The sequence below is a fragment of the Streptomyces sp. NRRL F-2664 genome (assembly GCF_000719345.1).
GTDB lineage: Bacteria > Actinomycetota > Actinomycetes > Streptomycetales > Streptomycetaceae > Streptomyces.
Genome location: NZ_JOFX01000006.1, coordinates 72,153 through 96,860 on the forward strand (window position 1 = coordinate 72,153; position 24,708 = coordinate 96,860).

Consider the following 24,708-nt stretch of genomic DNA (forward strand, 5'->3'; position numbering starts at 1 on the left):
CCGTAGGTAAATGCTGCTGTGTGAGTAAAGACTGTTCTTCGGAATGTACCCCTGAATTGTCACCCGCGGCCCGTGGGACGGCTGACAGACCCGCCTTCCCCTGCTCCAACGGCGGGCATCGCCCCCAGGTTCCCGGCGGCGCCGGTGATTCCCGGGGGCCGGGCCGGGTCAGCCGCCGTAGACGTGCGGGGCGAGCGTGCCGACGAACGGCAGGTTGCGGTACTTCTCCGCGTAGTCGAGGCCGTAGCCCACGACGAACTCGTTGGGGATGTCGAAACCGACCCACTTCACGTCGATCGCGACCTTCGCGGCCTCGGGCTTGCGCAGCAGCGTCACGACCTCCAGGGAGGCCGGCTGGCGGGAGCCCAGGTTGGACAGCAGCCAGGACAGCGTCAGACCCGAGTCGATGATGTCCTCGACGATCAGGACGTGCTTGTCCTTGATGTCGGTGTCCAGGTCCTTGAGGATCCGCACCACGCCGGAGGACTGGGTCCCGGCGCCGTACGACGACACCGCCATCCAGTCCATGGTGAGCGGGGTGGACAAGGCGCGCGCCAGGTCCGCCATCACCATGACGGCGCCCTTCAGGACACCGACGATGAGCAGGTCCTTGCCCGCGTACTCCGCGTCGATCTTCGCGGCCAGCTCGGCCAGCTTCGCGTCGATCTCTTCCTTGGTGATGAGCACCGACTGGAGGTCGCTGCCCATGTCCTTCTCGTCCACCCGCATCACTTTCGTTGTCGGCCGGGGCTCCGGGGTGGCCCCCGGAGGACTCAGCCGTGTTTCAGCACCAATCAGCCCTGCCGGATGACAAGTCTGCCACCCTGCCGCTGGGCCTCGACCCGGCCGGGCAGGTTGATGGCGCCCTGACCGCGCCATCCGGTGATGAGGCGGTCGACTTCCTCGATGTGGCGGGCGAAGAGGGAGCCCGCGGGGGAGCCCGCGGCGACGACCGCCCGGCGCAGCACCCGGCGGCGGACGGCGGGGGGCAGGGCGTACAGCTTGGCGCACTCCAGGCGGCCGTCCGCGTCGCGCACGCCGCCCTCGGCCTCGGCGGCCCAGGCGTCAAGGGCGTCGGCGTCGTCGCGGGAGAGCTGGGCGGTACGGGCGAGGGCCTCGACGACGCCCTTCCCGAGAGCCTTCTCCAGGGCGGGCAGTCCCTCGTGGCGCAGCCGGGAGCGGGTGTAGGCGGGGTCCATGTTGTGCGGGTCGTCCCAGACGGCCAGGGACTGGACCATGCACGCCTTGCGGGCGGTCTGCCGGTCGACCTGGAGGAAGGGGCGGCGGTAGCGGTGGCTGCGGCCGGGGCCTCCGGAGACTTCGGCCATGCCGGACAGCGAGCGGATGCCGGAGCCGCGGGCGAGGCCCAGCAGGACGGTTTCCGCTTGATCGTCCCGGGTGTGGCCGAGCAGTACGGCGGCGGCGCCGAGGCGGTCGGCGGCCTCGTCCAGGGCGCCGAAGCGGGCGTCGCGGGCCGCGGCCTCGGGGCCGCCGTCACGGCCGACGCGCACGGCGACGGACTCCACCGGGTCGAGGCCGAGTGCGGTCATGCGGACGACGACCTCGGCGGCGCGCTGGTCGGAGCCGGCCTGCAGTCCGTGGTCGACGGTGATGCCGCCGGCCCGGATGCCGAGTTTGGGGGCCTCGAAGGCGAGGGCCGAGGCGAGCGCCATGGAGTCGGCGCCGCCGGAGCAGGCGACGAGTACGAGTGGCGGGGTGCCCGCGCCGGTGCGAGGGTCGGGGCGGGTGACGGCTCCGGACGGGGTCCGGGGGCGGTCGGTGAGCTCGGTGAGGACGTCGTGGAGTACGCGGCGGACCGCCAGGCGTATCGCCGCGACCGCAGGATGGGGACCCATGTCCGGTGCCCTTCGATGGAGTTCGGATGCCACGGAGGCTTCGGGGTGGTGCTGGGTGTGCCGGCCCGGCTGCCTCCGCGGAACGGAGGATGTCACTCAGAGTGCGTCGATGGTGACAGAGCCGAGCCGTTCCCCGAGCATCGCACGCCCTTATACGGCTCACGGTCCCTCGGACGGGTGATGCTGCTTCCCCCAGTGAGACATGTTTAGGCCTCTCCGTCACATGTGGCGCGAGTGAACGCCGGGAAGCGGCGGGGAGGCGGGAGCCCGCCCCGGCGGGCGGGGCGGGCCCGTGCCGCCGCTCAGCCCTCCCCGGCCCCCTCGGTGCCCTTGCCGTGCACCCGGGTCACCCAGTCCGCGGGCCGGTCGATCTCCGCCTTGGTGGGCAGCGTGTTCGGGGAGGTCCAGACCCGGTTGAAGCCCTCCATGCCGACCTGGCCGACGACGGCGCGCACGAACCGCTCGCCGTCGCGGTACTGGCGCAGCTTGGCGTCGAGGCCGAGCAGTTTGCGCAGGGCGGCGTCGAGGCGGCCCGCTCCGCTGGCGCGGCGCTGTTGGAACTTCTCGCGGATCTCGGCGACGGAGGGCACCACCTGGGGGCCCACCCCGTCCATCACGAAGTCGGCGTGGCCCTCCAGGAGGGACATGACCGCCGTGAGGCGGGCCAGGATCTCGCGCTGCTCCGGGGTCTGCACCAGCTCGACGAGGGAGCGGCCCTCGTCCCCGCGCTCGGCGTCGGGGCGGGCGCCGGCGAAGGACTGGGCTGCCTCCCGGATGCGTTCCAGGACCGTGGCGGGGTCCACTTCGGTGGCGCCGAGGAACGTCTGGATTTCGCCTTCAAGGTGGGCGCGCAGCCACGGGACGGCCGTGAACTGGGTACGGTGCGTCTCCTCGTGCAGGCAGACCCACAGCCGGAAGTCGTGCGGGTCCACCTCCAGCTCGCGCTCGACGTGGACGATGTTGGGGGCGACGAGCAGCAGCCGGCCGCCCGCGGCGGAGGCCGGCAGGTCGCGGGAGACGGGCGCGAAGGTCTCGTACTGTCCGAGGACCCTGGAGGCCAGGAAGCTCAGCAGCATCCCCAGCTCCACACCGGTGACCTTGCCGCCGAACGCACCGAGGACGGCTCCGCCGGGGGCGCCGGCCCGGCGCTCCTGCATCTTGCCGAGGAGCGGCGTGAGCAGCTCCTTGAAGCCGGCGACGTTGGCCTTGACCCAGCCGGCCCGGTCGACGACCAGGACGGGGGTGTCGGGGACGGCGGCGCCGTCCGGGATCATCCGGGTGAACTCGCGCACGTGCCGTTCCGAGGTCCTGGCGTGCCCGCGCAGCTCGGCGACGACGGCCCGCGCCTCGTCCCGGGTGACCTCCGGGCCGGGCCTTACCAGCCGGGTCGCGGTCGCCACCGCGAGGTTCCAGTCGACCATCTCCGCACCACTGATGCTCGTCATGCGTCAACCGTACGTGGGCGAGCCCTCCGGCGGATCCCCTACGGAGCTGCCGCGACGGCCGCGGCCAGCTTGTCGAGGCCCCTCTCGGCGCCCTCGGGGCCGGGGCTGTTCGCCGTGAGGAAGGCGAAGGCGAGGAGCCTGCCGGCGGGGTCGACGACGGTGCCGGAGAGGGAGTTCACCCCGGTGAGGGTGCCCGTCTTGGCACGGACCAGTCCGGCGGCGGGGGAGGTGCCGGCGTTGCGGGCGCGCAGGGTGCCGGTGAAGCCCGCGACGGGGAGTCCGGTGAGGACGGGCCGCAGCTCGGGGTGGGCCGGGTCGGCGGCCTTGGCCAGCAGGCCCGTCAACAGGGCGGCGCTGACCTTGTCGGCGCGGTTCAGGCCGCTGCCGTCGGCGAAGCGGGAGCCGGTCGTGTCGAGGCCGAGGGCGCCGAGCCGGTCGGTGACGGCCTTCTCGGCGCCCTCGAAACTGGCGGGCCGTCCGGAAGCGAGGGCGGTCTGCCGGGCGAGCGCCTCGGCGATGTCGTTGTCGCTGTTGGTCAGCATGCGTTCGACGAGGCCGCCCACCGGGGTGGACTGGGTGACGGCCAGCGGCTGGGCGCCGGCGGCGGCCCTGGCCCGGGCGGGTGCGGCGGTGACCTCGATGCCGCGTTCGGCCAGCAGGGTGCGGAAGGTGCGCGCGGCGGCCCCCGCCGGGTCGTCGGTGCGGTCGACGGGCCCGGAGGTGGAGTCGTCGGGGCGGCCCTGGTCGGCCGCGAGGGCGGTGACCGGGGCGATGTTGGGGTTGACGCCGATCGGGTGCCGGACGGGTCCGGTGTAGAGGCTGTCGTCGTACCCGAGGGTCACGGTGCCGGTGCCGGCGGCCTTGAGGGTCTGGGCGGTGTCGGCGGCGAGGGCGACGAGGCTGCCGCCGGATCCCGCGGGGCTCTTCTTCTTCGCGGTGAGGGAGGGGTCGCCGCCGCCGACCAGGACGATCTGCCCGGGGGCGGTGCCGGGCACGACGGTGGTCCTGATGCGGTGCTCGGGCCCGAGGGCGGCCAGTACGGCGGCCGCGGTGGCGATCTTCACGGTGGAGGCGGGCGTCATCGCGTCGCGGGCACCGGACTCGTACAGGACCTGTCCGGTGGCGGTGTCCACGACGGAGGCGGTACGGACGGTGCCGAGCGCCGGGTCGGCCAGCAGCGGCCGCAACCGGGCGGCGAGCCCGTCGGCGGTTGCGGCGGCCGCGGCCTGTCCCCGCGGCACGCCGGGACCGACGGCTCCGAGTACGCCCGGGGCACTGGGCGCGGCCTGCGGGAGGGATCCGGGTCCGGCCGCGCCGCCGTGATCTGCGCCACCCGTACGGCCCCAGGAGGCGGCCGCGTCCCGCTCGGCCTTACGCTGGCCGGAGTCCCACGGACCGGCGGCGGTCACCGCTGCCACCGACAGGGCGAGGCCGGCGACGGCCGCACCCGCGGTGAGCTGCCACGTCTTGACCAATGGCACCTCGGACCAGCCCCTTTCGCGATCACACATATGCGTGAGGGACACTTAACCACTGCGTCTTGCCGCGAGCATGGCACCCCACCCGAGAGGGCTGGGCCGGACGCGCACGCAGTTGAATCAATGCCGTCTCGAAGCAATGAAGCTGATCATGGAGGAGCAGGACGTGGAGTTCGACGTCACCATCGAGATCCCCAAGGGTTCGCGGAACAAGTACGAGGTGGACCACGAGACCGGCCGGATCCGTCTGGACCGTCGCCTCTTCACCTCGACCAGCTACCCGGCCGACTACGGCTTCGTCGAGAACACCCTCGGCGAGGACGGCGACCCGCTGGACGCGCTGGTCATCCTGGACGAGCCGACGTTCCCGGGCTGCCTGATCAAGTGCCGCGCCATCGGCATGTTCCGCATGACGGACGAGGCGGGCGGCGACGACAAGCTGCTGTGCGTGCCGGCCTCCGACCCGCGTGTGGAGCACCTGCGCGACATCCACCACGTGTCCGAGTTCGACCGCCTGGAGATCCAGCACTTCTTCGAGGTCTACAAGGACCTGGAGCCGGGCAAGTCCGTCGAGGGCGCGAACTGGGTCGGCCGCGCCGAGGCCGAGGCCGAGATCGAGGCCTCGTACAAGCGCCTGGAGGCGCAGGGCGGCCACCACTGAGCTCGCGCTCGGCGGTGACGGGCCGGGGGACTCCCCCGCGCCCCGATGACATGACGGGCGGTATCCCCCTGGGGATGCCGCCCTTCGTCGTGTGCGGCCGGGGAGTCACGTTTCGCCGGGGAGGAAACGGTTCCGCATACTGATACCCGCGGGTGATCACGAACGGGAGGAAGCGTGGCGGAGGCCGACGGGGCCGAGGACGGCAAGCCCCGGTCCGACGAGGCGCACAGCGCCTTCACGCCGCCTCCCGGCATGGAGCCGGGCGTCCTCGACGACGACCGGCCCACCTCGGAGTTCGTGCGCCCGCCGAACACCGGGCCGGTCCCGTCCGAGCCGGAGGGATCGGCCTTCGCCGCTCCGGCGACCTACAGCGCGGCGCAGTCACCGCCCGCCCACACCCCCGGCCAGGGCTTCCCCGTCGCCCAGCTGAAGGACTCCCCCTGGCAGGACCGCATGCGCACGATGCTGCGCATGCCGGTCGACGTGCGCCCCGTGCCGGACCTGGTCCAGCGGCCCAGCGAGACGGGTCCCGCCGTCGGCCGCGTGCTCGACCTGACGCTGCGCATCGGCGAGCTGCTGCTGTCGGGCGGCGAGGGCTCCGAGGACGTGGAGGCCGCGATGTTCGCCGTCGCCCGCTCCTACGGGCTGGACCGCTGTGAGCCGACCGTCACCTTCACCATGCTGTCGATCACGCACCAGCCCTCGCTGGTCGACCACCCCGTATCGGCGAGCCGGACCGTGCGCCGCCGGGGCACCGACTACACGCGGCTGGCCGCCGTGTTCCGGCTGGTGGCCGACATCAGCTCGCCGGAGACCGACATCTCGCTGGAGGAGGCCTACCGGCGCCTGGCCGAGATCCGGCGCAACCGGCACCCGTACCCCACGTGGGTCCTCACGGCGGCCGCCGGGCTGCTCGCCGGAGCCGCCTCGGTGCTGGTCGGCGGCGGGGTGGTGGTCTTCCTCGCGGCCGCGCTGGGGGCGGTCCTGGGCGACCGGCTGGCGTGGTTGTGCGCCGGTCGCGGGCTGCCGGAGTTCTACCAGTTCGTGGTCGCGGCGATGCCGCCGGCCGCCTTCGGGGTGGCGCTGAAGCTCGCGGAGATCGAGGACATCAAGGCGTCCGCCGTGATCACCGGCGGACTGTTCGCGCTGCTGCCGGGGCGGGCCCTGGTGGCGGCCGTGCAGGACGGCCTGACCGGCTTCTACATCACCGCCGCCGCCCGGCTCCTGGAGGTCATGTACCTCTTCATCGGCATCATCATGGGCGTCCTCGTCGTGCTCTACCTCGGCCTCCAGCTGGGCGCCTCGCCCAAGCCGGAGGAGGTCCTGCAGATCACCCAGCGGCCGCTGGTGCAGATCGCCGCGTCGATGGCGCTGGTCTTCACCTTCGCCATCCTGCTCCAGCAGGAACGCTCCACCGTGTGGATCGTGACCCTCAACGGCGCAGTGGCATGGGTGACCTTCGGGGCGCTGCACTACGCGGGCGGGATCCCGCCCGTGCCGTCCACGTGCATCGCGGCCGGGCTGGTGGGGCTCTTCGGGCAGCTGTTCTCCCGCTACCGCTTCGCTTCCGCCCTGCCGTACGTGACGGCCGCCATCGGACCGCTGCTGCCGGGCTCGGCGACGTACTACGGGCTGCTGCTGATCGCCGAGGACCGGCTCAACGAGGGCCTGGGCTCCCTGGTCAACGCGGCGGCCATCGCCCTGGCCATCGCGATCGGGGTCAACCTGGGGTCGGAGACCTCCCGGCTGTTCATGCGGATCCCCGGGGCGGCGAGCGCCGTCAAGGGGCGCGCCGCCGCGAAGCGGACCCGCGGCTACTGAAGCGGACCCGCGGCTACTGAAGCGGACCGGCGGCTGCCGAGGCCGTGTCCGCCTTCCGGCCGGAGCACGAGAACGGGCCGCACTCCCTGCCCCTGCGGGGCGGGCGTGCGGCCCGTCGGCGTGCGCTGTCAGCGCTTGGCGTGGCGTCCGCGCTGGCCCGGGGACTGCGGGCCGGTGCCGTCGACGGCGCCGACCGCGTCGGGCGCCTGGCCGGCATGGGCCTTGTTCTCCTTGCGGGCCTTGAGCACCTCGAAGACCACCGGGATGACGGAGACGAGCACGATGCCGACGAGGATCGGCTCGATGTTCGTCTTGATGAACTCGATCTGGCCGAGCCAGTAGCCCGCGACGGTGACGCCCGCGCCCCACCCGATGCCACCGATGATGTTGTAGGTCAGGAAGGTGCGGTACCTCATCGAGCCGGCGCCCGCGACCATGGGGGCGAAGGTGCGGATGATCGGCACGAAGCGGGCGAGCACGATGGCCTTCGGGCCGTGCTTGTCCATGAACTCGTGGGCCTTGTCCAGGTTCTCCCGCTTGAAGAGCTTGGAGTTGGGCCGGTTGAAGAGCTTCGGCCCGAAGAACTTGCCGATCATGTAGCCGACCTGGTCGCCGATGATCGCGGCGGCCACGATCAGGGTGCAGACCAGCCACAGCGGCTGCTTGATGTACTGCCCGTCCGCGACCAGCAGGCCGGCGGTGAAGAGCAGGGAGTCGCCGGGAAGGAAGGCGAAGAGACCCGACTCGGCGAAGACGATGACCAGGATGCCGATCAGGCCGAAGTGCGAGATCAGGTAGTCCGGGGACAGCCACTCAGGGCCGAGCGCAAGCGTATACACGGGTTCCGGGCTCTCCTGGATCGGGGGAAGGCAGGGATGGGGGCGGTTTCAATTATCAACGCACACGACCCCCCTCCGGTTCCAGGTCCGGCGGGGGCCGTGCGCGTGACGTTCCGCTTACGCCCTGCGCACGCCGTTCACGCCTTGCGCACGCCGTTCGCCAGGATCGCATCCCTCAGGTGCGCGGCCATGCCCGGCCTCACCGCGTCGTAGAACGCCGTGAACCGCTCGTCCGCCACGTACATCTCACCCAGGCACACGTGCATCTCGTAGGGGCAGTCGTAGAACCACCTGTGGATGTGCAGGCGGTGCTCCTCGGCCAGGTCCATCGCGGCCTCGCCGTCGGCGGGTTCGCCCGCCTCCATGGCCGCCGCGTACCGGCGGCCCCACTCGGCCGACTCGTCCTGCATGCGCCGCCAGTCGTCCTTCGTGTACGAGGCCGCGCGGCGCTGCGACTCGGCGTACGCCTCGGTGCCGCCCCAGCGCTCCTCGGCCTCCTGCGCGTACTGCTCCGGGTCCTGGTCGCCGAAGACCTCGAACCTCTCCTCGGGCGTGAGGTTGATGCCCATCTTCTTCGCCTCCATGGCGTGCTCAACGGCCTTGGCCATCTGCTGGAGCCGGGCGATCCGGTCGGTCAGCAGGGCGTGCTGCCGGCGCAGATGCTCCTGCGGATCCGAATCCGGGTCGTCCAGCAGGACCGCGACCTCTTCGAGGGGGAAGCCGAGCTCCCGGTAGAACAGGATCCGCTGCAGCCGGTCCAGGTCGGCGTCGTCGTACCGCCGGTGTCCCGCACGGCTGCGGCCGCCCGGGGAGAGCAGCCCGATCTCGTCGTAGTGGTGCAGGGTGCGCACCGTGACTCCGGCGAAACCGGCGACCTGGCCCACGGAGTAGCCCATTTCTTCCCTCCTCTGCTCGGGTACGCCCTCCACTGTGGTTCCTCACGCCGCGTGAGGTGCAAGCCGCCGGCGCGGGCTGCTTGCCGAGGGGCCCGTGGCCCCGCCCGTGCGGGCGCACCGCGCCGAGGGCAAGAAGCCGGATCGCGGACGGGAACCAGGCCGAGCCCCGCCTTTCTAGCCCATCGCCTTGGTGCCGTCGATGGACTCCCGGACGATGTCCGCGTGGCCCGCGTGCCGGGCGAACTCCTCCACCAGGTGCAGCAGCATCCAGCGGATCGAGACCTTGCCGTCCTGCGGGAACCAGGGCGCCGGCGGCAGCGGGAAGGTCTGGTCCAGGGCCGGGACGGCGGCGACGAAGGCCTCCGTCTCCTGCCGGACGCCGTCCCAGAAGGCCAGGACCGAGTCCACGGACTCGCCCTCGACGAGCCGGAAGGACTCGCCGTAGTTCTCCTCGGTGCGCCCGAGTTCGTTCGGCCGCTGCTGGGCCATGCGCAGCCAGCTCAGTTCGCACTCGGCGACGTGCTTGAGCAGCCCCGACAGGCTCAGTTCGCTGGCGCTCGGACGGCTCGCCGCCTGCTGCGCGTCCAGCCCGAGGAGGGTCTCGCGGAGCGCCGCGCGCTGGGACTCGACGAAGGCCAGGAGCGTGCCGCGCTCGTCTCCGAGGACCTCGGTGGAAATCTGGGCCATGACCGGACCGCCTCTGCGTAGGGGTGCCGGGGGCCTCTCCCCCGACACCTCACACGCTACGGACCCTTGCGGTCAGGTTCTGTCCTAATGGGCAGGGCTGCCCGCCGCGTTCTCCTCGTCCGGACGGATCACGGGAAGCGACGTCGCCGGCTTCGGCAGCAGGGCCTTGGACAGGTCCTGCCTGCCCGTCGGGTCGAGCCCGTACATCGCCTCGTAGATCTTGCGGACAGCCGGCCCGGAGGCCCCGGATCCGGTGCCGCCCTGGGAGATCGTCATCACGATCGCGTAGTCCTCGGTGTAGGAGGCGAACCAGGAGGTCGTCTGCTTGCCCTGGACCTCGGCGGTACCGGTCTTGGCGTGCATCGGGATCTGCTTCTGCGGCCAGCCGCCGAAGCGCCAGGCGGCGCTGCCGTCGGTGGCCACGCCGGCCAGGGCCCTGTCGATGTTGTCGCGCGTCCTGGCGTCCATCGGGAGCCTGCCCTGCTCCTGCGGGGCGATCTCCTTCACCGACGTCCCGTCGGCGCTGACGACGGCCTTGCCGACGCTCGGACGGTGCAGGGTGCCGCCGTTGGCGATGGCGGCGTAGACGGACGCCATCTGGAGCGGGGTCACGAGGGTGTCGCCCTGCCCGATCGAGTAGTTGATCGCGTCACCCTCGCGCAGCTGGTTGCCCTCGCGGCAGTTCTCGTAGGCGATCTTCTCGGCGAAGCTGCCGTTCTTCTTGCCGTCCCGGCACCAGGCGTCCTTGTTGGCGTCGAAGAAGTCCTGCTTCCACTTGCGGTCCGGGACCCGGCCGGGCACCTCGTTGGGCAGGTCGATGCCGGTGCGCTTGCCCAGGCCGAACTCGTGGGCCGTCTTGAAGAACCAGTCGTTCGGGTCCTTCTTCGGCTTGATGCCGCCGTCCTTCTTCCACTCCTGGTCCGCGATCAGGTAGTACACCGTGTCGCAGGAGACCTCCAGGGCCCGGCCGATGGTGATGTCGCCGTGGCCCTGCGACTCGAAGTTCGTGAAGGTCTGGTTGCCGACGGTGTACGAGCTGGGGCAGGGGTAGCGGTTGTTGAAGGGGTAGCCCGCGTTGACCGCCGCGGTGGAGGTGACCACCTTGAAGACGGAGCCCGGCGCCGCCTGCCCCTGGATCGCGCGGTTCAGCAGCGGGTAGTTGGACTCCTTGTCGGTGAGGGCGGCGTAGTCCTTCGCGGAGATGCCGCCGACCCAGGCGTTGGGGTCGTAGGTCGGGTTCGACGCCATGGCGACGATGCGGCCCGTCTTCGTCTCCATCACCACGACCGCGCCCGAGTCGGCCTCGTAGTTGCGGCCGGTGTTCCTGTCGTGGACCTTGCGGGCGTCGATCATCGCGTTGTTCAGCTCGCGCTCGGCGACCGCCTGCACCCGGGAGTCGATCGAGGTCACGATGTTGGAGCCGGGCCGGGCCGGGTCGGTACGGCCCTGACCGATGACCCGGCCGAGGTTGTCCACCTCGTAGCGGGTGACGCCGGCCTTGCCGCGCAGCTCCTTGTCGTAGGTGCGCTCCAGGCCCGAACGGCCCACCTGGTCGGAGCGCAGGTAGGGGGAGTCGGTCTTCTTCGCCTTGGCGATCTCCTCGTCGGTGACCGGGGAGAGGTAGCCGAGCACCTGCGCGGTGTTGGCCTGGTCCGGGGCGGCGTAGCGGCGCAGCGCGGTCGCCTCGGCCGTGATGCCGGGGAAGTCCTCGGGGTGCTCGCGGATCTGCAGGGCCTGCTCGGTGGTCGCCTCGTCGCTGACGGGGATCGGCTGGTAGGGCGAGCCGTTCCAGCAGGGCTGCTTGGTCTGGGCGTCGCAGAGCCGGACCTTGTCGACGACCTCCTGGGGGTCCATGCCCAGCACCCCGGCGAGCCGGGTCAGCACGGACCTGCCCTTGTCCTTCATCTTCAGCAGCTCGGTGCGGCTCGCGGAGACCACCAGGTGGGTGGCGTTGTCGGCGAGCGGGACCCCTCGTGCGTCGAGGATGGAGCCGCGCACGGCAGGCTGGACCACCTGCTGGACGTGGTTGTTCTTCGCCTCGTCGGTGTACTCCTGGCCGTTGCGGATCTGCAGGTACCAGAGCCGCCCGCCCAGTGTGAGCAGCAGGGAGAAGACCACGACCTGGATGACGACGAGCCGGTTCTGGACCCGCGGGGTCCGGCCGGTCTCCGGTATGTTGCTCAACTCGATCTCCCCCGGGCGGCTGCCTACGCCCGGCCGAGTCTAGCTAGAACGGGAACGCCGTCCGTCCGTGCTGTACGGAGATCCACTTCTGGGTGGTGAACGCCTCGACCGTGGCTTCGCCGTTGAGCCTGCCCAGACCCGAGGCCTTCTCGCCGCCGAACGCGGCCAGCGGTTCGTCCCCGATCGTGGAGTCGTTGACGTGGATCATCCCCGTCTCGATCCGCCGGGCGAAGCGCACGCCCCGTTCCACGTCCCGGGTGTGCACGGCGCCGCTGAGCCCGTACGGGGTGGCGTTGGTCAGCCGCACGGCCTCGTCCTCGCCGTCGAAGACCACCAGCAGCGCGACGGGACCGAAGATCTCCTGGCCCAGCAGCGGGGAGTCCTCGGGGATCCCGGCGAGCACGGTCGGCTCGACCAGGTTGCCGCGCGTAGACCCCCTGACGAGGGCTTGCGCGCCGGATTCCACGGCCTGGTCCACGAGTGCGGTCAGGGCGTCGGCCTGGAAGGAGTTGATCAGCGGGCCGATGTGGGTGTCGGCCTCACGCGGGTCACCGGTCTTCAGAGCGCGCACGCGTGCGGTGAACTTCTCGGTGAACTCCTCCGCGACGGAGGCGTCGACGAGGATTCGGTTGGCGGCCATGCAGACCTGGCCCTGGTAGACGAAGCGGCTGAAGACGGCCGCGTCCACCGCGTAGTCGAGGTCGGCGTCGTCGAGGACGACGAGCGCGCTGTTGCCGCTGAGCTCCAGGACCGTGCGCTTGAAGTGGCGGGCGGCGATCGCGCCGACGTGCCGGCCGACCCGGTCGGACCCGGCGAAGGAGATGACCTTGGGGACGGGGTGCGTCAGGAGCGCGTCGCCTATCTCGGCGATGTCGGTGACCAGCACGTTCAGCAGGCCGGCGGGCAGCCCCGCGTCCTCGAAGATCTTGGCGATCACCCCGCCGCCCACGACGGGGGCGTTCTGGTTCGGCTTGACGACCACGGCGTTGCCGAGGGCCAGGGCGGGCGCGACCGACTTCAGGGTGACGAGGAAGGGGAAGTTGAAGGGGCTGATCACGGTGACGACGCCGACGGGCAGCCGCTGGACCCGGTTCTCCTTGCCCTCGACCGGCGAGGGCAGGATCCGTCCTTCGGGGCGGACGGCCAGCTGGAGCGACTCGCGGAGGAACTCCATCGCGAGGTGGACCTCGTACTCGGCCTTGGGACGGGTCCCGCCGAGCTCGTCGATCATCGCCTCGACGATCTCCTTCTCACGCTCCTCGGTGATCCGCAGGGCGCGCTCCAGGATCGTGCGTCTGGTGTACGGACTGGTCGCGGCCCATTCCCGCTGGGCGCGCTCGGCGCCGCGGTACGCCCGGTCCACCTGCTCGACCGTGGCCACGGTGATGGCCGCGAGCTTCTCCCCGTTGTACGGGTTGACGTCGATGATGTCCCATGAACCGTTGCCGGCCAGCCATTCGCCGTCGATGTACTGGTGAGCGAGGTCGCTGAATATGGACATGCCATCCCTTACTGCGAGCGCGCACCCGTGCGCTGCACCGGAGACCGATCGGTCATCATGCACTGATCAGACGTCATACTACGTGCGGATCAAGACAGTTGGAGTAGGCCGCGGAGAAGATCCCGGGTCCGGTCGGGGTCGGGGCAGTCGGCCTGCAGACGCTCCATCGCACGCCCGTACTGCCCCACTTCCTCGTCCTTGTCCAGGTAGAGGGCGCTGGTGAGCTGTTCCAGATAGACGATGTCCTGCAGGTCCGACTCGGGGAAGCGCAGCAGGGTGAAGGCACCGCTCTCGCCCGCGTGCCCGCCGAAGGAGAAGGGCATCACCTGGAGCTGCACGTTGGGCCGCTCGGAGATCTCGATGAGGTGCTCCAGCTGGCCGCGCATGACGTTGCGGTCGCCGTACGGGCGGCGCAGGGCCGCCTCGTCCAGGACGGCGTGGAACACGGGGGCGCTCTCGGAGACGAGGACCTTCTGGCGCTCCAGGCGCAGCGCTACGCGGCGGTCGATCTCGGCGGCGGTGGCGCCGGGCATGCCGCGGCTGACGACGGCGTGGGCGTAGGCCTCGGTCTGCAGCAGCCCGTGGACGAACTGCACCTCATAGACGCGGATGAGCGACGCGGCACCCTCCAGCCCGATGTAGGTCTGGAACCAGCCCGGCAGCACGTCACCGTAACTGTGCCACCAGCCGGTCGCGTTGGCCTCGCGGACCAGCCCCAGCAGGGACTCGCGCTCGGTGCTGTCCGTGACTCCGTAGAGCGTGAGGAGGTCCTCCACGTCCCTTGCCTTGAAGCTCACCCTTCCCAACTCCAAGCGGCTGATCTTCGATTCGGATGCGCGGATCGAGTAGCCGGCCGCCTCACGGGTGATGCCGCGGGATTCTCGGAGTCGCCTGAGCTGGGAGCCCAGGAGGATGCGGCGCACCACAGAACCGCTGGTTTCTGCGGTCACTAGTACTGCCCTCCCCATCGCATTGGCGTGCGCGTGGTGTGCGCGGCGTCTCGGGGCCCCCGTACCCCAGAGGCCGCAGTCTGCCACCAAAACGCATCGGGCCGTACTCGTTCTGTAACGGAATCCCGACCTCAGGGAAAGAAGACCGTAAGTATGCGTAGGAAGAAATGAGCAAGAACCGTCACGGGAGCGGACAGGTCCGGCGCGTGCACGTGCATCTGCCCTTGCATCCGGCCCGGCCATTCGGAACGATGGTCCCCGCGCACCTGCGTGCTCTTCGCGCCGGCGCGGGACCCACCCCGCAGTTCTCTTTGGACACAAGCCACCGCTTCGTCCGCGAATCCCGGGAGTGCCTCGCATGGGGACGAATGGATCGACCATGCTCGAGCCGTTACGGCAGGGGCTTCCCCCGGTCGACCCCACGGCTGTCTCCGGGTCCGCCTCCTGCGCTCTGCCCGCGCGGTTCGACGCGGTGCGGGGCGCGCGCACTTTCACCCGCTCGACCCTGTCCCAGTGGGGTCTGGACGAGCGCTTCGACGATGTCGCCCTGGTCGTCTCCGAACTCGTCACCAACGCGCTGCGGCACGCCCTGCCGGAGGACTCGCGGGGGCCGGACGCCGAGCCGGAGCCGCCGGTGCGGCTGCACCTGATGCGGTGGAGCACACGGCTGGTGTGCGCGGTGCGCGACCCCAGCGAGGACCGGCCGGGCGGGGCGTTCTCGCCCGAGCGGACCGAGGAGAACTTCGACCTGGAGTCCGGGCGCGGACTGTTCCTGGTGGACTCCTACAGCGACAGCTGGGGCTGGCATCCGCTGGCCGGGAGGCTGACCGGCAAGGTGGTCTGGGCGCTGTTCCTGCTCCACGACTGAGCGTCCCGTACACGCCGACCGGCCGGAACCGATCCCTGCGATCGGTTCCGGCCGGTGCACGTGCATGGCGTGATGAATGCGCCGTTCCGTCAGCCGATCAAGTGATCGAACTCGCCGTCCTTGACGCCCAGGAGCAGGGCTTCTATCTCGGCCGGCGTGTAGACGAGCGCCGGACCGTCCGGGAAGCGCGAATTGCGCATGGCGACATCGCCTCCGGGCAGCTTCGCGAACTCCACGCAGGAACCCTGCGAGTTGCTGTGTCTGCTCTTCTGCCACGTCAGCTCAAACAAGGAAGCGAGTTCTGCAGCTGCCATCCCGTTGTACGCGTGGTCCACAGGAAGCCCCCGATAGTGCAGATGTCAACTCCACCGGATCATAGCTGTGTTCACCAGCTGCTGCATGCGCAGATGCACGTGCACGCGGGGTGTTCCAGTGATCACAGACAGGTCCGCGCTCCGTCGGACGTCTACGTCTCGGGGAGCGCCGGGCGCCGGCGGCCGCCCATGTGGGCCCGGTCGGCGGCCGCCGTGCCGTCCTCCCAGCCCGCCTGGTCGGTGGCGCCGCGCAGCCGGGTGGTGGTGGTCCGCGGGAACATCTCCTCCGCCCGTGAGGTGACCGCCACGTCGCGGGCCACCAGGGCCGGCAGGTTGTCCGGGGCCTCGCCCGCCGCGTGCTCGGCCGTCTCGGCGAGCCGGTGGCCGAGCCGGCCGGCGTAGGCCAGCAGGAACGACTGCCGGAAGGTCTTGGTGCGTTTGCGTCCACCCGACCGCTGCACGGCCTCGGCCCGCGTCATCGCGGCCGTCCCCTGCACCAGGAGCGAGGTGTACAGCAGCTCCACCGCCTCCAGGTCGCTCTCGAACCCGACCACCGTGGAGAACCCGAAGCCGCTGTTCCACACCGCCCGGCAGCGGTTGGCGGTGGCCACCGCGTCGAGCAGGACCGCCTTCGCCTCCTCGTAGGGCGCCTCGACCCCGATCCGGCAGGCCGCCGGTACCTGGACCGGTCCCCTGCCGCTCGCCGCGAGGACGGCTTCGTCCACGGTGTGCCGGGCCATCAGCTCCTGGGCCTTGCCGCTGAGCGCCTCGGCCTCCTCCGGGAAGGTGGTCGCCTCGGCCTTGGCGAGCAGGGCCCGGATGCGGCCCAGCATGCGCGGTTCGATGTGGGCGTGCTCCGCGAGGGCGTCGACCGGGTCGCCGGGCAGCGGCCCCACCGGCTCGATCGAGGGCAGCCGGATCAGCAGCCGCAGCACCTCCAGGACGGCGGTGGCGAGCGTGAACCGGTCGGCCCGCTCCCGTCGGGCGAGGCCGTCGGCGTACTCCTCGTCGTCCTTCCACCACACCTCGGCGGTGCTCCAGCGCTCCGGGAGCCGCGCGTAGCGGCGCGCTTCGGCGGCGATCAGGTCCCCGGCGATCCGCAGGTGCCGCTCGTCGAGGTCGCGGCGGACCAGCCGCAGCAGGTCGGCCGGCTGCCAGCCCCGCTCCCAGCCCTGCCGTACGTACGCCTCCCCGCGCGCCAGCAGCTCGCGGCCCACACCCGGCCAGCCCCCGGGATCGGCGACGAGCAGCGAGGCACCGGTGTCCAGACCGGCGTCGTCCTGGGCGTACAGGGCTGCGGCGAAGGCGCGGTCGACGGTATCGGCAAGGTCTCTCACACCGCTCAGCTTGGCATGTGCGCCGTCGCGCCCCGTTTCCGGCGGCCGGACGGCCCGTCCCGGCGCCGCTGTCGGACCCCGGTGGGACACTCGCACCCATGAGCGACCGCACTCCCCGGTGGGCCCTCGCCGAGGACGGCGACGGGTGGTGGCAGGCCGCCCCCGTGCCCCCCGCCGGCGCCGCCCGGGCGGACGGGCCCCTGCTGCGCGTCCGCGACCCCGCCGAGGCGATCCGCTCCGCCCCGCCCGGCACCCGCTGGGTATGGCGGTCCACCGCCGCCGTGTATCCGCGCCTGCTCGCGGCCGGCGTCCGCGTCGAGCGGTGCCACGACATCGAGGACGCCGAGCTGCTGCTCCTCGGCCACGAGGGCCGGTCCGGCGAGCCCCGCTCGGCGGCCGCCGCCTGGGCGCGCCTGCACCATGCGCCCGTACCGCCCGACCCGCCGCAGCGCGCCGCAGACCCCCGCGCGCAGGACCCGCTCTTCGACCCGCAGCCCGCCGCCCCGCTCCCCCTGGACGCCCTGCTCGCCGTCCACGCCGACCAGGCCGTCCGGCTCGGCGCCACCGAGCACCCCGACCGGATGCGGCTGCTCGTGGCAGCCGAGTCCGCGGCCTTCCTCCTCGCCGCCGAGATGCACCGGGCGGGTCTGCCCTGGCGGGCCGACGTGCACCGCGCCCTGCTGACCGAGCTGCTCGGCGAGCGGTACGGGGGCGGCGGAGAGCCCCGGCGCCTCGCCGAGCTCGCCGACCGCGTCTCGGCCGCCTTCGGCCGGCGCGTGCGCCCCGACCTGCCCGCGGAGGTCGTCAAGGCCTTCGCCAAGGACGGGATCAAGCTGAGGTCCACGCGCCGCTGGGAGATCCAGGAGCTGGACCATCCGGCCGTCGAGCCGCTGATCGAGTACAAGAAGCTGTACCGGATCTACACCGCCCACGGCTGGAGCTGGCTCGGCGACTGGGTCCATGCGGGCCGCTTCCGCCCGGAGTTCGTCCCGGGCGGGACCCTCACCGGCCGCTGGGTCACCAACGGCGGCGGGGCGCTGCAGATCCCGAAGGTGATCCGCCGGGCCGTCGTCGCCGACCCGGGCTGGCGGCTCGTCGTCGCCGACGCCGACCAGATGGAACCGCGCGTGCTCGCCGCCATCTCCCGCGACCCCGCTTTCATGGAGGTGGCCGGCCGGCCCGAGGACCTCTACACCGCCGTCTCACGCCAGGGCTTCTCCGGCGACCGCGACAAGGCCAAGATCGCCGTGCTCGGCGCCGTCTACGGGCAGACCTCCGGGGACGGCCTGAAGAACCTGGCCGCGCTGCGCCGCCGCTTCCCCCGGGCCGTCGCCTACGTGGACGACGCGGCGAAGGCCGGCGAGGAGGGCCGGCTCGTCCGCACCTGGCTCGGCCGCACCTGCCCGCCGCCCGCCGGCTCCGGCGAGGGGTACGAAGCCGGCGACGGCGGCGTCGATCCCGGCGGCGGTCCCGACGGGATCGACGCCGGGGCCCCGCAGGGACGGGAGGACGGCTGGACCCCCGGTCACGCCTCCACCAACACCCGGGCCCGCGGCCGCTTCACCCGCAACTTCGTCGTCCAGGGCAGCGCCGCCGACTGGGCCCTGCTCATGCTGGCGGCCCTGCGGCAGGCGACCGCCGGGATGCGCGCGGAGCTGGTGTTCTTCCAGCACGACGAGGTGCTGGTGCACTGCCCCGCCGAGGAGGCCGCGGCGGTGGTGGAGGCGATCCGCGCCGCCGGTGACCGGGCCGGCCGGATCGCCTTCGGCGACACCCCGGTCCGGTTCCCCTTCACCACGGCGGTCGTGGAGTGCTACGCCGACGCCAAGTGAGCCCCTGGGGTGTGTCTTGTGGATCGGGGCGGCCCCCGCGAGCCCGGCATGGGTCAAGAGACCCGCCCTAGCCGGCGTCGCCGTTCCATCCCGGCGCGAGCGCGATCTCCTTCAGCCGTTGCAGCGTGAGCGCGGGCGCCTCGCGGGTGGCGGGGCCGAACTGGTTGGCGGCGTTGAAGGCGGAGACCGTGACCAGCAGGCCGTTCGAGCGCAGGGTGGCCACCCTCCACTGGGTCACGCCCCTGCCCTTCTCGCCGGCCCCCTGCGTGACCACGACCTTCGTACCGTCGGGCCGGACGGCCACATCGGGGGAGGAGAAGACCGAGGGGGCCTCGCCGTGGGAGACGTTCAGCTGCACCAGGGACAGTCCCTTGCCGTCGTCCAGCACCGCGTAGCCGTACGACTCCTGCCCGCCCTTGGAGGCGACCGGGATACCGAACGGGGCCAGCAGCGTCTCCAGGGCGTCTCCGGCGTTGCGGTCCTTCAGCGCCGCGTCCGGTCCGGCCCCCTGCCGGACCGGGTCCCGCTCGGCGGCCGGCAGGTCGTTCAGCGCCGTGAGCCACACCGGCGAGGTGACCAGTGCCTTCAATCGCTCACTGGACAGCGGCGGCTCCGGCCGGGAGACGGCCGCACCCTTCTGCGCCGGAGCGTTCCACTCGGAGGCCGTCACGGAGAAGCCCTGCGGGGTCACCAGCACGGCCTGCCAGCACTTGGTGTCCACGCGGCGGTCGGCGTACTCGTACCCCTTGAAGACCATCAGCTTCGAACCGTCCGGCAGCTGCTCGGTGCGGCAGTCGTCGTAACGCAGGAGGTTCTTGTCACCGCACCGGGTGAGCGCGGCGGCCCGGCTGCCGCCGGGATCCACCCGGGAGAGGGCGACGTCGACGGCCGCCTTCCCCCTCCCGTCGTCGTACACGCCGAAGGCCGCCGGGCCCGTCTCGCTCTCGGTACCGCGTCCCGTCGCGGCGGTCAGCCGCCCGCCCCCCAGGGCGTCCTTCAGATGGGCGACCATCTGTTCCGCGCCGACCGCGCCGCTGCCGACCCGGGACCTGCCCGCTCCGCCGCCCGGCGCTTCACCGTCGGCGCCGGGACCGCCGTCCGGAGCGGGCTGCGCCGCGATGTCGGTCCCCTGCGCTCCGCCGCCCGGGCCGTCGAGGAGGCCGCCGCCGTAGGCGCCCGCCGTCGCGATGACGGCCAGGGCCAGCCCGCAACCGCCGACCACCGCGGCCCGGCGGCGCGCCACCAGCCGCCGCCCGCGCTCCTCGCCGGCGTCCACCAGGGCGTGCCGGTCGGCCGTGAAGGCGCTCCCCGTCCGCCGGAGGGCCGCGCCGAGATCATCTTCGAAGGGCATGAGGCCTGAGACCTTCCGTTTCAGGGGGGTGGGGTGGGCGGTGCCAGGGGGCGGGTCGGGGCGGGCGCCTCAGTGCTCCGTGAAGGCCGCCGGACTGTCGCCCAGTTGGTCCCGGAGCCGGGCCAGCGCCCGCGTGGTGCGGGTCCGCACGGCTGCGGAGCTGACGTTCATCGCGTCGGCCGTCTCCTCGACGCTGCGGTCCTCCCAGTAGCGCAGGACCAGGACCGCCCGGTCCTTCGGCGTCAGCCGCCCCAGCGCCTCCAGCAGCGTCATCCGCAGGACCGGATCGCTGCCGGCGGCAGCCACCGCCCCGGTGTCGGGGAACCGCCCGACCGGCCGCTCCCCCGCCGACCGGCGGCGCCGGTGCGTCAGGTAGGCGCGTACCAGCACCGTCTGCGCATACGCCGCCGGATTGTCCACGCGGGCGATCCGGCGCCAGTGCAGGTACATCCGGCCCAGGGTCTCCTGCACCAGGTCCTCGGCGAGATGCGTGTCCCCGCTCGCCAACAGGCATGCCGATCGGTACAGGTGCCCCGCCCGGCTCGCCGCGAACTCGCGGAACCCGTCCCTGCGCCCCTGTCGCATCCACTCCCCTCCCCCTCGCGTCCGTCCCACTGCCCCTCGCGTCCGTCCCACTCCTTCGACGCGACGGCGGTGCGGAAATGTTTCACCCCTCGGGCGGAATCACACCGCCCAGGTCGTGGAAGTACACGTGGAACTGCTCACGGACGAAGCCCTCCGCCTCGTACAGCCCCTGCGCGGCGGTGTTGTCGTACGCCGTCTCCAGCTGGACGCCCGTCACCCCGGCGGCGCGCGCCCGCCGCAGCACCTCCCGCAGCAGCGCCCGGCCCGCGCCGGTGCGGCGGCCTCCAGGAGCGACGTAGAGGTCGTTGAGGATCCAGGCCGTCGACAACGTCAGGGAGGAGAAGGCCCGGTACACCTGGGCGAAGCCGACGGTCCCGGCACCGGGCACGTCCGCGAGCAGGACCAGCGACTCGTCCCTCGCGAGCCGCTCCGCGAGGAAGGCCCGCGGGGCGTCCGCGTCCTTCACCTCCACCTCGTAGAAGTCGAGGTAGCCGCGGAAGAGCGCGGCCGCCGTGTCCACGTCCGCCTCGCCGGCCGCCCGGACCACGACACCCGGGTCGCCCCCGGCGGACCCGCCGACCTGCTCCTGTGCTGCCCGACCGCTCATGTGCCTCTCCCGGTGTGTGCGTGGCGCGCCGCCTCGAAGTGCCCACGCTACGACGCGCGTTCGGCCGGGTGCAGCCCGGCGCTCGGACCGGATGTGCCGGATCCGTACACATGCTCTATGTTGCAGAGGCAAAACACGGGGGTTCCACATGGCGCGACGCAGGAGCCGCGCCCTGGAGCGGTGGCAGGTGCTCGACGAGCCGGGACTGGGGCGACGGACGACAGATGGCACGTGACTACGACAGCCAGCTTCTGGAGTCGGTGGCGGTACGCCGCCGCAGGATGAGGGACGCGCTGCTCTTCGGCGCCCAGCGGGCGCGGCGCACGGCGGACGAGCGGCTCGGGAAGCTGTTCGCCGGCATCGCCATCGCGGCCGTCCTGTGCGCGGGGTGCGTCGGCTGGTCCTTCATCCAGCACACCCTCGCGAAGCAGAAGGCCGAGCAGCACAAGCAGCAACAGCAACAGCAACAGCAGGGCCGGCTGCAGCCGTACGGGCAGCCCGCGACGCCGCCGAAGCCGTCCGGTCCGCCCGCGAGCCCGTCCGCGTCGAAGTCCCCGAAACCGCCGAAGAAGACGTCAGAGCCCACGCCCTCGCACGCGGACCGGTCGCCCGGGCCGGTCAAGTCGTAGAGGAAGCAGCAGCAGCCGGCGTGCAGATCCGGGAGAGTTCACGGTCCGGCAACGGCGCCATGTCCCCCTTCGCCCCGAAAGGCCGCAAACCCGCGATGATAGGTTCCCGCACGTGGTGAGCACAACAACGACTTCCCGGGCGCAACTCAGCCGGGTGACCCTGATCGGCGAGCGGCGCCGCGCCGACATGGTCCTGCCGTCCGACACGCCGATCGGGCAACTGCTCCCGGACGTGCTCCAACTGCTCGACGACCGGGCCGCGTCGCGTCCGCTGACCCGTCAGCTGATCGCCCCGGACGGCTCCGCGCTGCCGCACGACAGCACGCTGGCGACGGCCGGCATAGCCGACGGTGCCGTGCTGCGGCTGGTCCGCAGCCACGCTGCTCCGCCCGCCCCGGTGGTCCACGACGTCACCGACCTGGTCTCGGACGACCTCGACCTCCAGGCCTGGCGCTGGCGGCCCGCCGCCCGGCGGGGCAGCGCGGGCGTGGCGACCGTCGCCTTCACGGTGACCGCGGCGCTGCTCGCCCGCCAGGAGTTCGCCCTCGGGGCACTGGCCGGGGCCCTGGCGGTGGTCACGCTCGTCCTGATGGCGGCCGGTGCGCTCGTCTCACGGATCGGCCAGGGCAACCGCGGCCTGGCGACGGCGCTGTTGCTCGCCGCCGGCGGCCTGGGCGTCCTCGCCGCGTGGACCGCCGCCGACGCACACGGCTGGCCGGGCACCGCACGACTCGCCGCCGTCGCCGGCGCGTTGGTCCTCACCCTGGCCCTGCTCGGCCACTTCTCGCCGCTCGGCCGCGGCGGACTCATCGGCGCCGCGGCCACCGCCGTGATCACCGGACTGTGGGAGGCCGTCGCCGCCGTCCAGGACGATCCGGCGCGGCTCGGTGCGGTCATGGCCCTGGTCTCCGTCGTGCTGCTCGGCCTGCTGCCACGGCTCGCGCTCATGGCCTCGGGCCTCACGGCACTCGACGACCGCCGCTCCGGCGGTGCCTCCGTCAGCCGCCACGAGGTGGGCAACGCCCTCGCCGCCACGCACCGCGGGCTCGCCCTCGCCACGATCGTCACGGCGGCCTCGGCGGCGGCCGCCGGCTGGCTGCTGACGCTCGCCGAGAAGCCCTCCGTGTGGACGGTCGCGCTGCCGTGCGTCGTCGCCGTCGTCCTGCTGTCGCGGGCCCGCGCCTTCCCGCTGGTCGCCGAGGTCGTGGCACTGATCGCCGCTGCGGCCCTGCTCGTCGTACGCCTGGTGGTGCTGTGGACCGGGCACGACGGGGGCGCCGGGCCGCTCGCGGTCCTGGTCGTCGCGGCCCTGCTGCCGCTGCTCGCCCTCGCGGTGCAGCCGCCGGACCACGTGCAGGTCCGTCTGCGGCGCACGGCCGACCTCGTCGAATCGGTGGGCATGGTGGGTCTCTTCCCGCTCGCCGTCGGGGTGTTCGGCGTGTACGGGCAGCTGCTCAACAAGTTCTGAGGAAGAGGGGCAGGGGCAGACATGCCGAACGCAGAGAACTGGCAGGGCGACGTCCTGCGCGACCTCCGGGGCGCGGCACAGCCTCCCGCGCAGGCTCCGGCACAGGGACAGGGGCAGGGGCAGGCGCAGGGGCAGGCACCGGTGCAGGGGCCAGCACAGGCCGGGCCTCACCGGCAAGCGGCCGGGGGCTCCGCCGTGCAGGCGCCCGCCCCGGGCGTCGCCGCCCCCGCGCACGGGCACCCGCAGCACCAGGTACCGGTCACCGGACCGCAGGGCGCCGGCACGGTGCAGCGTCCGGCACCCGGACCCGGCGGGCACGCTCCCGCCCCGGCTCCCGCGTACGGATACCCGCAGCAGGGACCGGCCGCGGTGCCCGCCGGCCCCCAGGGCCACCTCCCGCCGCAGGCCCAGCCGTACCCGCAGCCCCAGCCCCAGGCCGGGTACGCCGCCGCCGACCACGGCCAGCGCACCCGTACCACCCCCGACTCCAAGCCCGCCGTGGACCGGCAGCTCTCGACTGCTGGCCGCAAGCCCCGGCACGGCGAGCCCTTCACCGCCCGTGCCCTGCGCGCCGTACGGAGAACCGTTTCCTCGTCGGCCGCCCGCGAGGTCGCCGAAGCCACCCGCGCCGCCGAACTGCTCCAGCAGCCCGTGACTACCGGCCGCCAGATCGCCGTCACCTCCATCCGCGGCGGCGCCGGCAAGTCCACCGTCGCCGCCCTGCTCGGCACCACGTACGCGCACTACCGGCAGGACCCGGTCCTCTTCGTGGAGGCCGACCCGGCGCTCGGCTCCCTGCCCATCCGGCTCGGCGCCGAGAGCCTGCGTTGGACCACCGGTGACGTCGCGGACATCGTCGAACCCCAGATGTCGCTGCTCGACATCACCGGCTACCTCGTCCAACTCCGCGACAACGCCTGGCTGCTGCCCGGCAGCCAGGGCCAGATCGGCGCGATGCTCGACACCCGCGCCTACGAGCGGGCCATGGTCGCACTGCGCCGCTACTTCGGCGTGACCGTCGTCGACTGCGAAACCCTCCCCGCCGAGGTCGCCCGCGTCGCCCTGTCCGCGTCCCAGGCCCGCGTCCTGGCGACCCCCGCCACCCTCGACGGCGTCAGCAGTACGTACGCCGTCCTGCAGTGGATGCAGGGCCTGCCCCCGCACATACTGGCCAGCACCTCCGTCGTCATCACCGAGCAGGCCCCGCACTGCGGGGTCGACCTCGCCGACGCCGTCCGCACCCTGGAGGCCGCGGGACCCAGCGTCCACGTCCTGCCCTACGACCGCCACCTCGCGGACGGCGGCCACCTCCGCACCGAACTGCTCGCCCACTCGACCCGGCAGACCGCAGCGCGGCTCGCTGCGGACGTCTTCCAGCTCTCCCAGAAGCGCCACTGAC

General features: G+C 72.4%; 21 protein-coding genes and 1 pseudogene. 7 read left to right on the top strand and 15 right to left on the bottom strand.

Annotated features, from left to right (window positions below):
* Nucleotides 1-168: 168 nt before the first annotated feature.
* The 4 genes from hpt to dacB all read right to left on the bottom strand — a co-directional run bounded on the left by hpt (nt 169) and on the right by dacB (nt 4,812).
* Nucleotides 169-729, bottom strand: coding sequence for a hypoxanthine phosphoribosyltransferase (gene hpt / locus IF89_RS0109115; protein WP_030228417.1), 561 nt, complete (start codon nt 727-729; stop codon nt 169-171).
* 65 nt (nt 730-794) lie between these two features.
* Nucleotides 795-1,856 (bottom strand): tRNA lysidine(34) synthetase TilS, encoded by a 1,062-nt coding sequence (gene tilS, locus IF89_RS0109120; protein WP_030763886.1) that lies wholly within the window; start codon nt 1,854-1,856, stop codon nt 795-797.
* A gap of 302 nt (nt 1,857-2,158) precedes the next feature.
* Nucleotides 2,159-3,301 (bottom strand): zinc-dependent metalloprotease, encoded by a 1,143-nt coding sequence (locus IF89_RS0109125; RefSeq protein ID WP_030763888.1) that lies wholly within the window; start codon nt 3,299-3,301, stop codon nt 2,159-2,161.
* Nucleotides 3,302-3,339: 38 nt separating this feature from the next.
* Nucleotides 3,340-4,812 carry a D-alanyl-D-alanine carboxypeptidase/D-alanyl-D-alanine-endopeptidase gene (dacB, locus tag IF89_RS0109130; RefSeq protein ID WP_078628182.1) on the bottom strand — a complete coding sequence of 491 codons (1,473 nt, stop codon included), beginning with the start codon at nt 4,810-4,812 and terminating at the stop codon, nt 3,340-3,342.
* Between the two features lie 133 nt (nt 4,813-4,945).
* Between dacB and IF89_RS0109135 the strand changes: the two genes are divergently transcribed.
* Together IF89_RS0109135 and IF89_RS0109140 are read left to right on the top strand one after the other, a co-directional pair.
* Nucleotides 4,946-5,440, top strand: coding sequence for an inorganic diphosphatase (locus IF89_RS0109135; RefSeq protein WP_030031597.1), 495 nt, complete (start codon nt 4,946-4,948; stop codon nt 5,438-5,440).
* Nucleotides 5,441-5,614: 174 nt separating this feature from the next.
* The gene (locus tag IF89_RS0109140; protein WP_030763894.1) at nt 5,615-7,261 is read left to right on the top strand and encodes a threonine/serine ThrE exporter family protein; all 1,647 of its coding nucleotides are present in this window, start codon (nt 5,615-5,617) and stop codon (nt 7,259-7,261) included.
* Between the two features lie 128 nt (nt 7,262-7,389).
* Here the strand turns inward: IF89_RS0109140 and IF89_RS0109145 are convergent, their stop codons facing one another.
* From IF89_RS0109145 to IF89_RS0109170, 6 genes and pseudogenes are all read right to left on the bottom strand, one after another.
* Nucleotides 7,390-8,100 (bottom strand): DedA family protein, encoded by a 711-nt coding sequence (locus IF89_RS0109145; protein WP_107047232.1) that lies wholly within the window; start codon nt 8,098-8,100, stop codon nt 7,390-7,392.
* A gap of 137 nt (nt 8,101-8,237) precedes the next feature.
* On the bottom strand, nt 8,238-8,996 hold the full coding sequence (locus IF89_RS0109150) for a MerR family transcriptional regulator (protein WP_030763899.1): 759 nt from the start codon (nt 8,994-8,996) through the stop codon (nt 8,238-8,240).
* A 174-nt stretch (nt 8,997-9,170) separates the two neighbouring features.
* The gene (locus IF89_RS0109155; protein WP_030763903.1) at nt 9,171-9,683 is read right to left on the bottom strand and encodes a DinB family protein; all 513 of its coding nucleotides are present in this window, start codon (nt 9,681-9,683) and stop codon (nt 9,171-9,173) included.
* Between the two features lie 117 nt (nt 9,684-9,800).
* Nucleotides 9,801-11,867 (bottom strand): annotated as a pseudogene (mrdA, locus tag IF89_RS0109160) (penicillin-binding protein 2); the annotation flags it as partial.
* Nucleotides 11,868-11,910: 43 nt separating this feature from the next.
* Nucleotides 11,911-13,368, bottom strand: coding sequence for an aldehyde dehydrogenase family protein (locus IF89_RS0109165; protein WP_030763909.1), 1,458 nt, complete (start codon nt 13,366-13,368; stop codon nt 11,911-11,913).
* Nucleotides 13,369-13,457: 89 nt separating this feature from the next.
* The gene (locus IF89_RS0109170) at nt 13,458-14,336 is read right to left on the bottom strand and encodes a helix-turn-helix domain-containing protein (protein WP_051806906.1); all 879 of its coding nucleotides are present in this window, start codon (nt 14,334-14,336) and stop codon (nt 13,458-13,460) included.
* Between the two features lie 340 nt (nt 14,337-14,676).
* Between IF89_RS0109170 and IF89_RS0109175 the strand changes: the two genes are divergently transcribed.
* Complete coding sequence (locus IF89_RS0109175; RefSeq protein WP_078628184.1) at nt 14,677-15,186, top strand: ATP-binding protein; 510 nt, start codon at nt 14,677-14,679, stop codon at nt 15,184-15,186.
* Nucleotides 15,187-15,275: 89 nt separating this feature from the next.
* Here the strand turns inward: IF89_RS0109175 and IF89_RS0109180 are convergent, their stop codons facing one another.
* On the bottom strand, nt 15,276-15,521 hold the full coding sequence (locus tag IF89_RS0109180) for a DUF397 domain-containing protein (RefSeq protein ID WP_030656519.1): 246 nt from the start codon (nt 15,519-15,521) through the stop codon (nt 15,276-15,278).
* Nucleotides 15,522-15,652: 131 nt separating this feature from the next.
* Complete coding sequence (locus IF89_RS0109185; RefSeq protein ID WP_030763918.1) at nt 15,653-16,837, bottom strand: DUF2786 domain-containing protein; 1,185 nt, start codon at nt 16,835-16,837, stop codon at nt 15,653-15,655.
* A gap of 98 nt (nt 16,838-16,935) precedes the next feature.
* Here IF89_RS0109185 and IF89_RS0109190 point away from each other — a divergent pair, with 98 nt between their 5' ends.
* Nucleotides 16,936-18,669, top strand: coding sequence for a bifunctional 3'-5' exonuclease/DNA polymerase (locus tag IF89_RS0109190; RefSeq protein ID WP_030763920.1), 1,734 nt, complete (start codon nt 16,936-16,938; stop codon nt 18,667-18,669).
* 67 nt (nt 18,670-18,736) lie between these two features.
* Here the strand turns inward: IF89_RS0109190 and IF89_RS0109195 are convergent, their stop codons facing one another.
* The 3 genes from IF89_RS0109195 to IF89_RS0109205 all read right to left on the bottom strand — a co-directional run bounded on the left by IF89_RS0109195 (nt 18,737) and on the right by IF89_RS0109205 (nt 21,212).
* Nucleotides 18,737-20,020, bottom strand: a complete 1,284-nt coding sequence (locus tag IF89_RS0109195; RefSeq protein WP_030763922.1) for a hypothetical protein — start codon at nt 20,018-20,020, stop codon at nt 18,737-18,739.
* Nucleotides 20,021-20,089: 69 nt separating this feature from the next.
* Nucleotides 20,090-20,605 (bottom strand): SigE family RNA polymerase sigma factor, encoded by a 516-nt coding sequence (locus IF89_RS0109200; RefSeq protein ID WP_030763925.1) that lies wholly within the window; start codon nt 20,603-20,605, stop codon nt 20,090-20,092.
* An 82-nt stretch (nt 20,606-20,687) separates the two neighbouring features.
* A complete protein-coding gene (locus IF89_RS0109205; RefSeq protein WP_043193457.1) occupies nt 20,688-21,212 on the bottom strand; it encodes a GNAT family N-acetyltransferase in 525 nt (174 codons plus the stop codon).
* A gap of 224 nt (nt 21,213-21,436) precedes the next feature.
* Between IF89_RS0109205 and IF89_RS49600 the strand changes: the two genes are divergently transcribed.
* From IF89_RS49600 to IF89_RS37840, 3 genes are all read left to right on the top strand, one after another.
* The gene (locus IF89_RS49600; protein WP_420706895.1) at nt 21,437-21,841 is read left to right on the top strand and encodes a hypothetical protein; all 405 of its coding nucleotides are present in this window, start codon (nt 21,437-21,439) and stop codon (nt 21,839-21,841) included.
* Between the two features lie 112 nt (nt 21,842-21,953).
* Nucleotides 21,954-23,309, top strand: a complete 1,356-nt coding sequence (gene eccD / locus IF89_RS0109215; RefSeq protein WP_030763932.1) for a type VII secretion integral membrane protein EccD — start codon at nt 21,954-21,956, stop codon at nt 23,307-23,309.
* A 21-nt stretch (nt 23,310-23,330) separates the two neighbouring features.
* Nucleotides 23,331-24,707, top strand: coding sequence for an ATPase (locus IF89_RS37840; protein ID WP_030763935.1), 1,377 nt, complete (start codon nt 23,331-23,333; stop codon nt 24,705-24,707).
* Nucleotide 24,708 lies beyond the last annotated feature (1 nt).

Coding starts and splice junctions, on each gene's coding strand:
- IF89_RS0109150 (WP_030763899.1), bottom strand. CDS start 8,996: ATGGGCTACTCCGTGGGCCAGGTCGCCGGTTTCGCCGGAGTCACGGTG.
- IF89_RS0109125 (WP_030763888.1), bottom strand. CDS start 3,301: ATGACGAGCATCAGTGGTGCGGAGATGGTCGACTGGAACCTCGCGGTG.
- IF89_RS37840 (WP_030763935.1), top strand. CDS start 23,331: ATGCCGAACGCAGAGAACTGGCAGGGCGACGTCCTGCGCGACCTCCGG.
- IF89_RS0109190 (WP_030763920.1), top strand. CDS start 16,936: ATGAGCGACCGCACTCCCCGGTGGGCCCTCGCCGAGGACGGCGACGGG.
- IF89_RS49600 (WP_420706895.1), top strand. CDS start 21,437: ATGGCACGTGACTACGACAGCCAGCTTCTGGAGTCGGTGGCGGTACGC.
- tilS (WP_030763886.1), bottom strand. CDS start 1,856: ATGGGTCCCCATCCTGCGGTCGCGGCGATACGCCTGGCGGTCCGCCGC.
- IF89_RS0109200 (WP_030763925.1), bottom strand. CDS start 20,605: ATGCGACAGGGGCGCAGGGACGGGTTCCGCGAGTTCGCGGCGAGCCGG.
- IF89_RS0109175 (WP_078628184.1), top strand. CDS start 14,677: ATGGGGACGAATGGATCGACCATGCTCGAGCCGTTACGGCAGGGGCTT.
- IF89_RS0109155 (WP_030763903.1), bottom strand. CDS start 9,683: ATGGCCCAGATTTCCACCGAGGTCCTCGGAGACGAGCGCGGCACGCTC.
- hpt (WP_030228417.1), bottom strand. CDS start 729: ATGCGGGTGGACGAGAAGGACATGGGCAGCGACCTCCAGTCGGTGCTC.
- IF89_RS0109170 (WP_051806906.1), bottom strand. CDS start 14,336: ATGGGGAGGGCAGTACTAGTGACCGCAGAAACCAGCGGTTCTGTGGTG.
- IF89_RS0109195 (WP_030763922.1), bottom strand. CDS start 20,020: ATGCCCTTCGAAGATGATCTCGGCGCGGCCCTCCGGCGGACGGGGAGC.
- dacB (WP_078628182.1), bottom strand. CDS start 4,812: ATGTGTGATCGCGAAAGGGGCTGGTCCGAGGTGCCATTGGTCAAGACG.
- IF89_RS0109205 (WP_043193457.1), bottom strand. CDS start 21,212: ATGAGCGGTCGGGCAGCACAGGAGCAGGTCGGCGGGTCCGCCGGGGGC.
- IF89_RS0109165 (WP_030763909.1), bottom strand. CDS start 13,368: ATGTCCATATTCAGCGACCTCGCTCACCAGTACATCGACGGCGAATGG.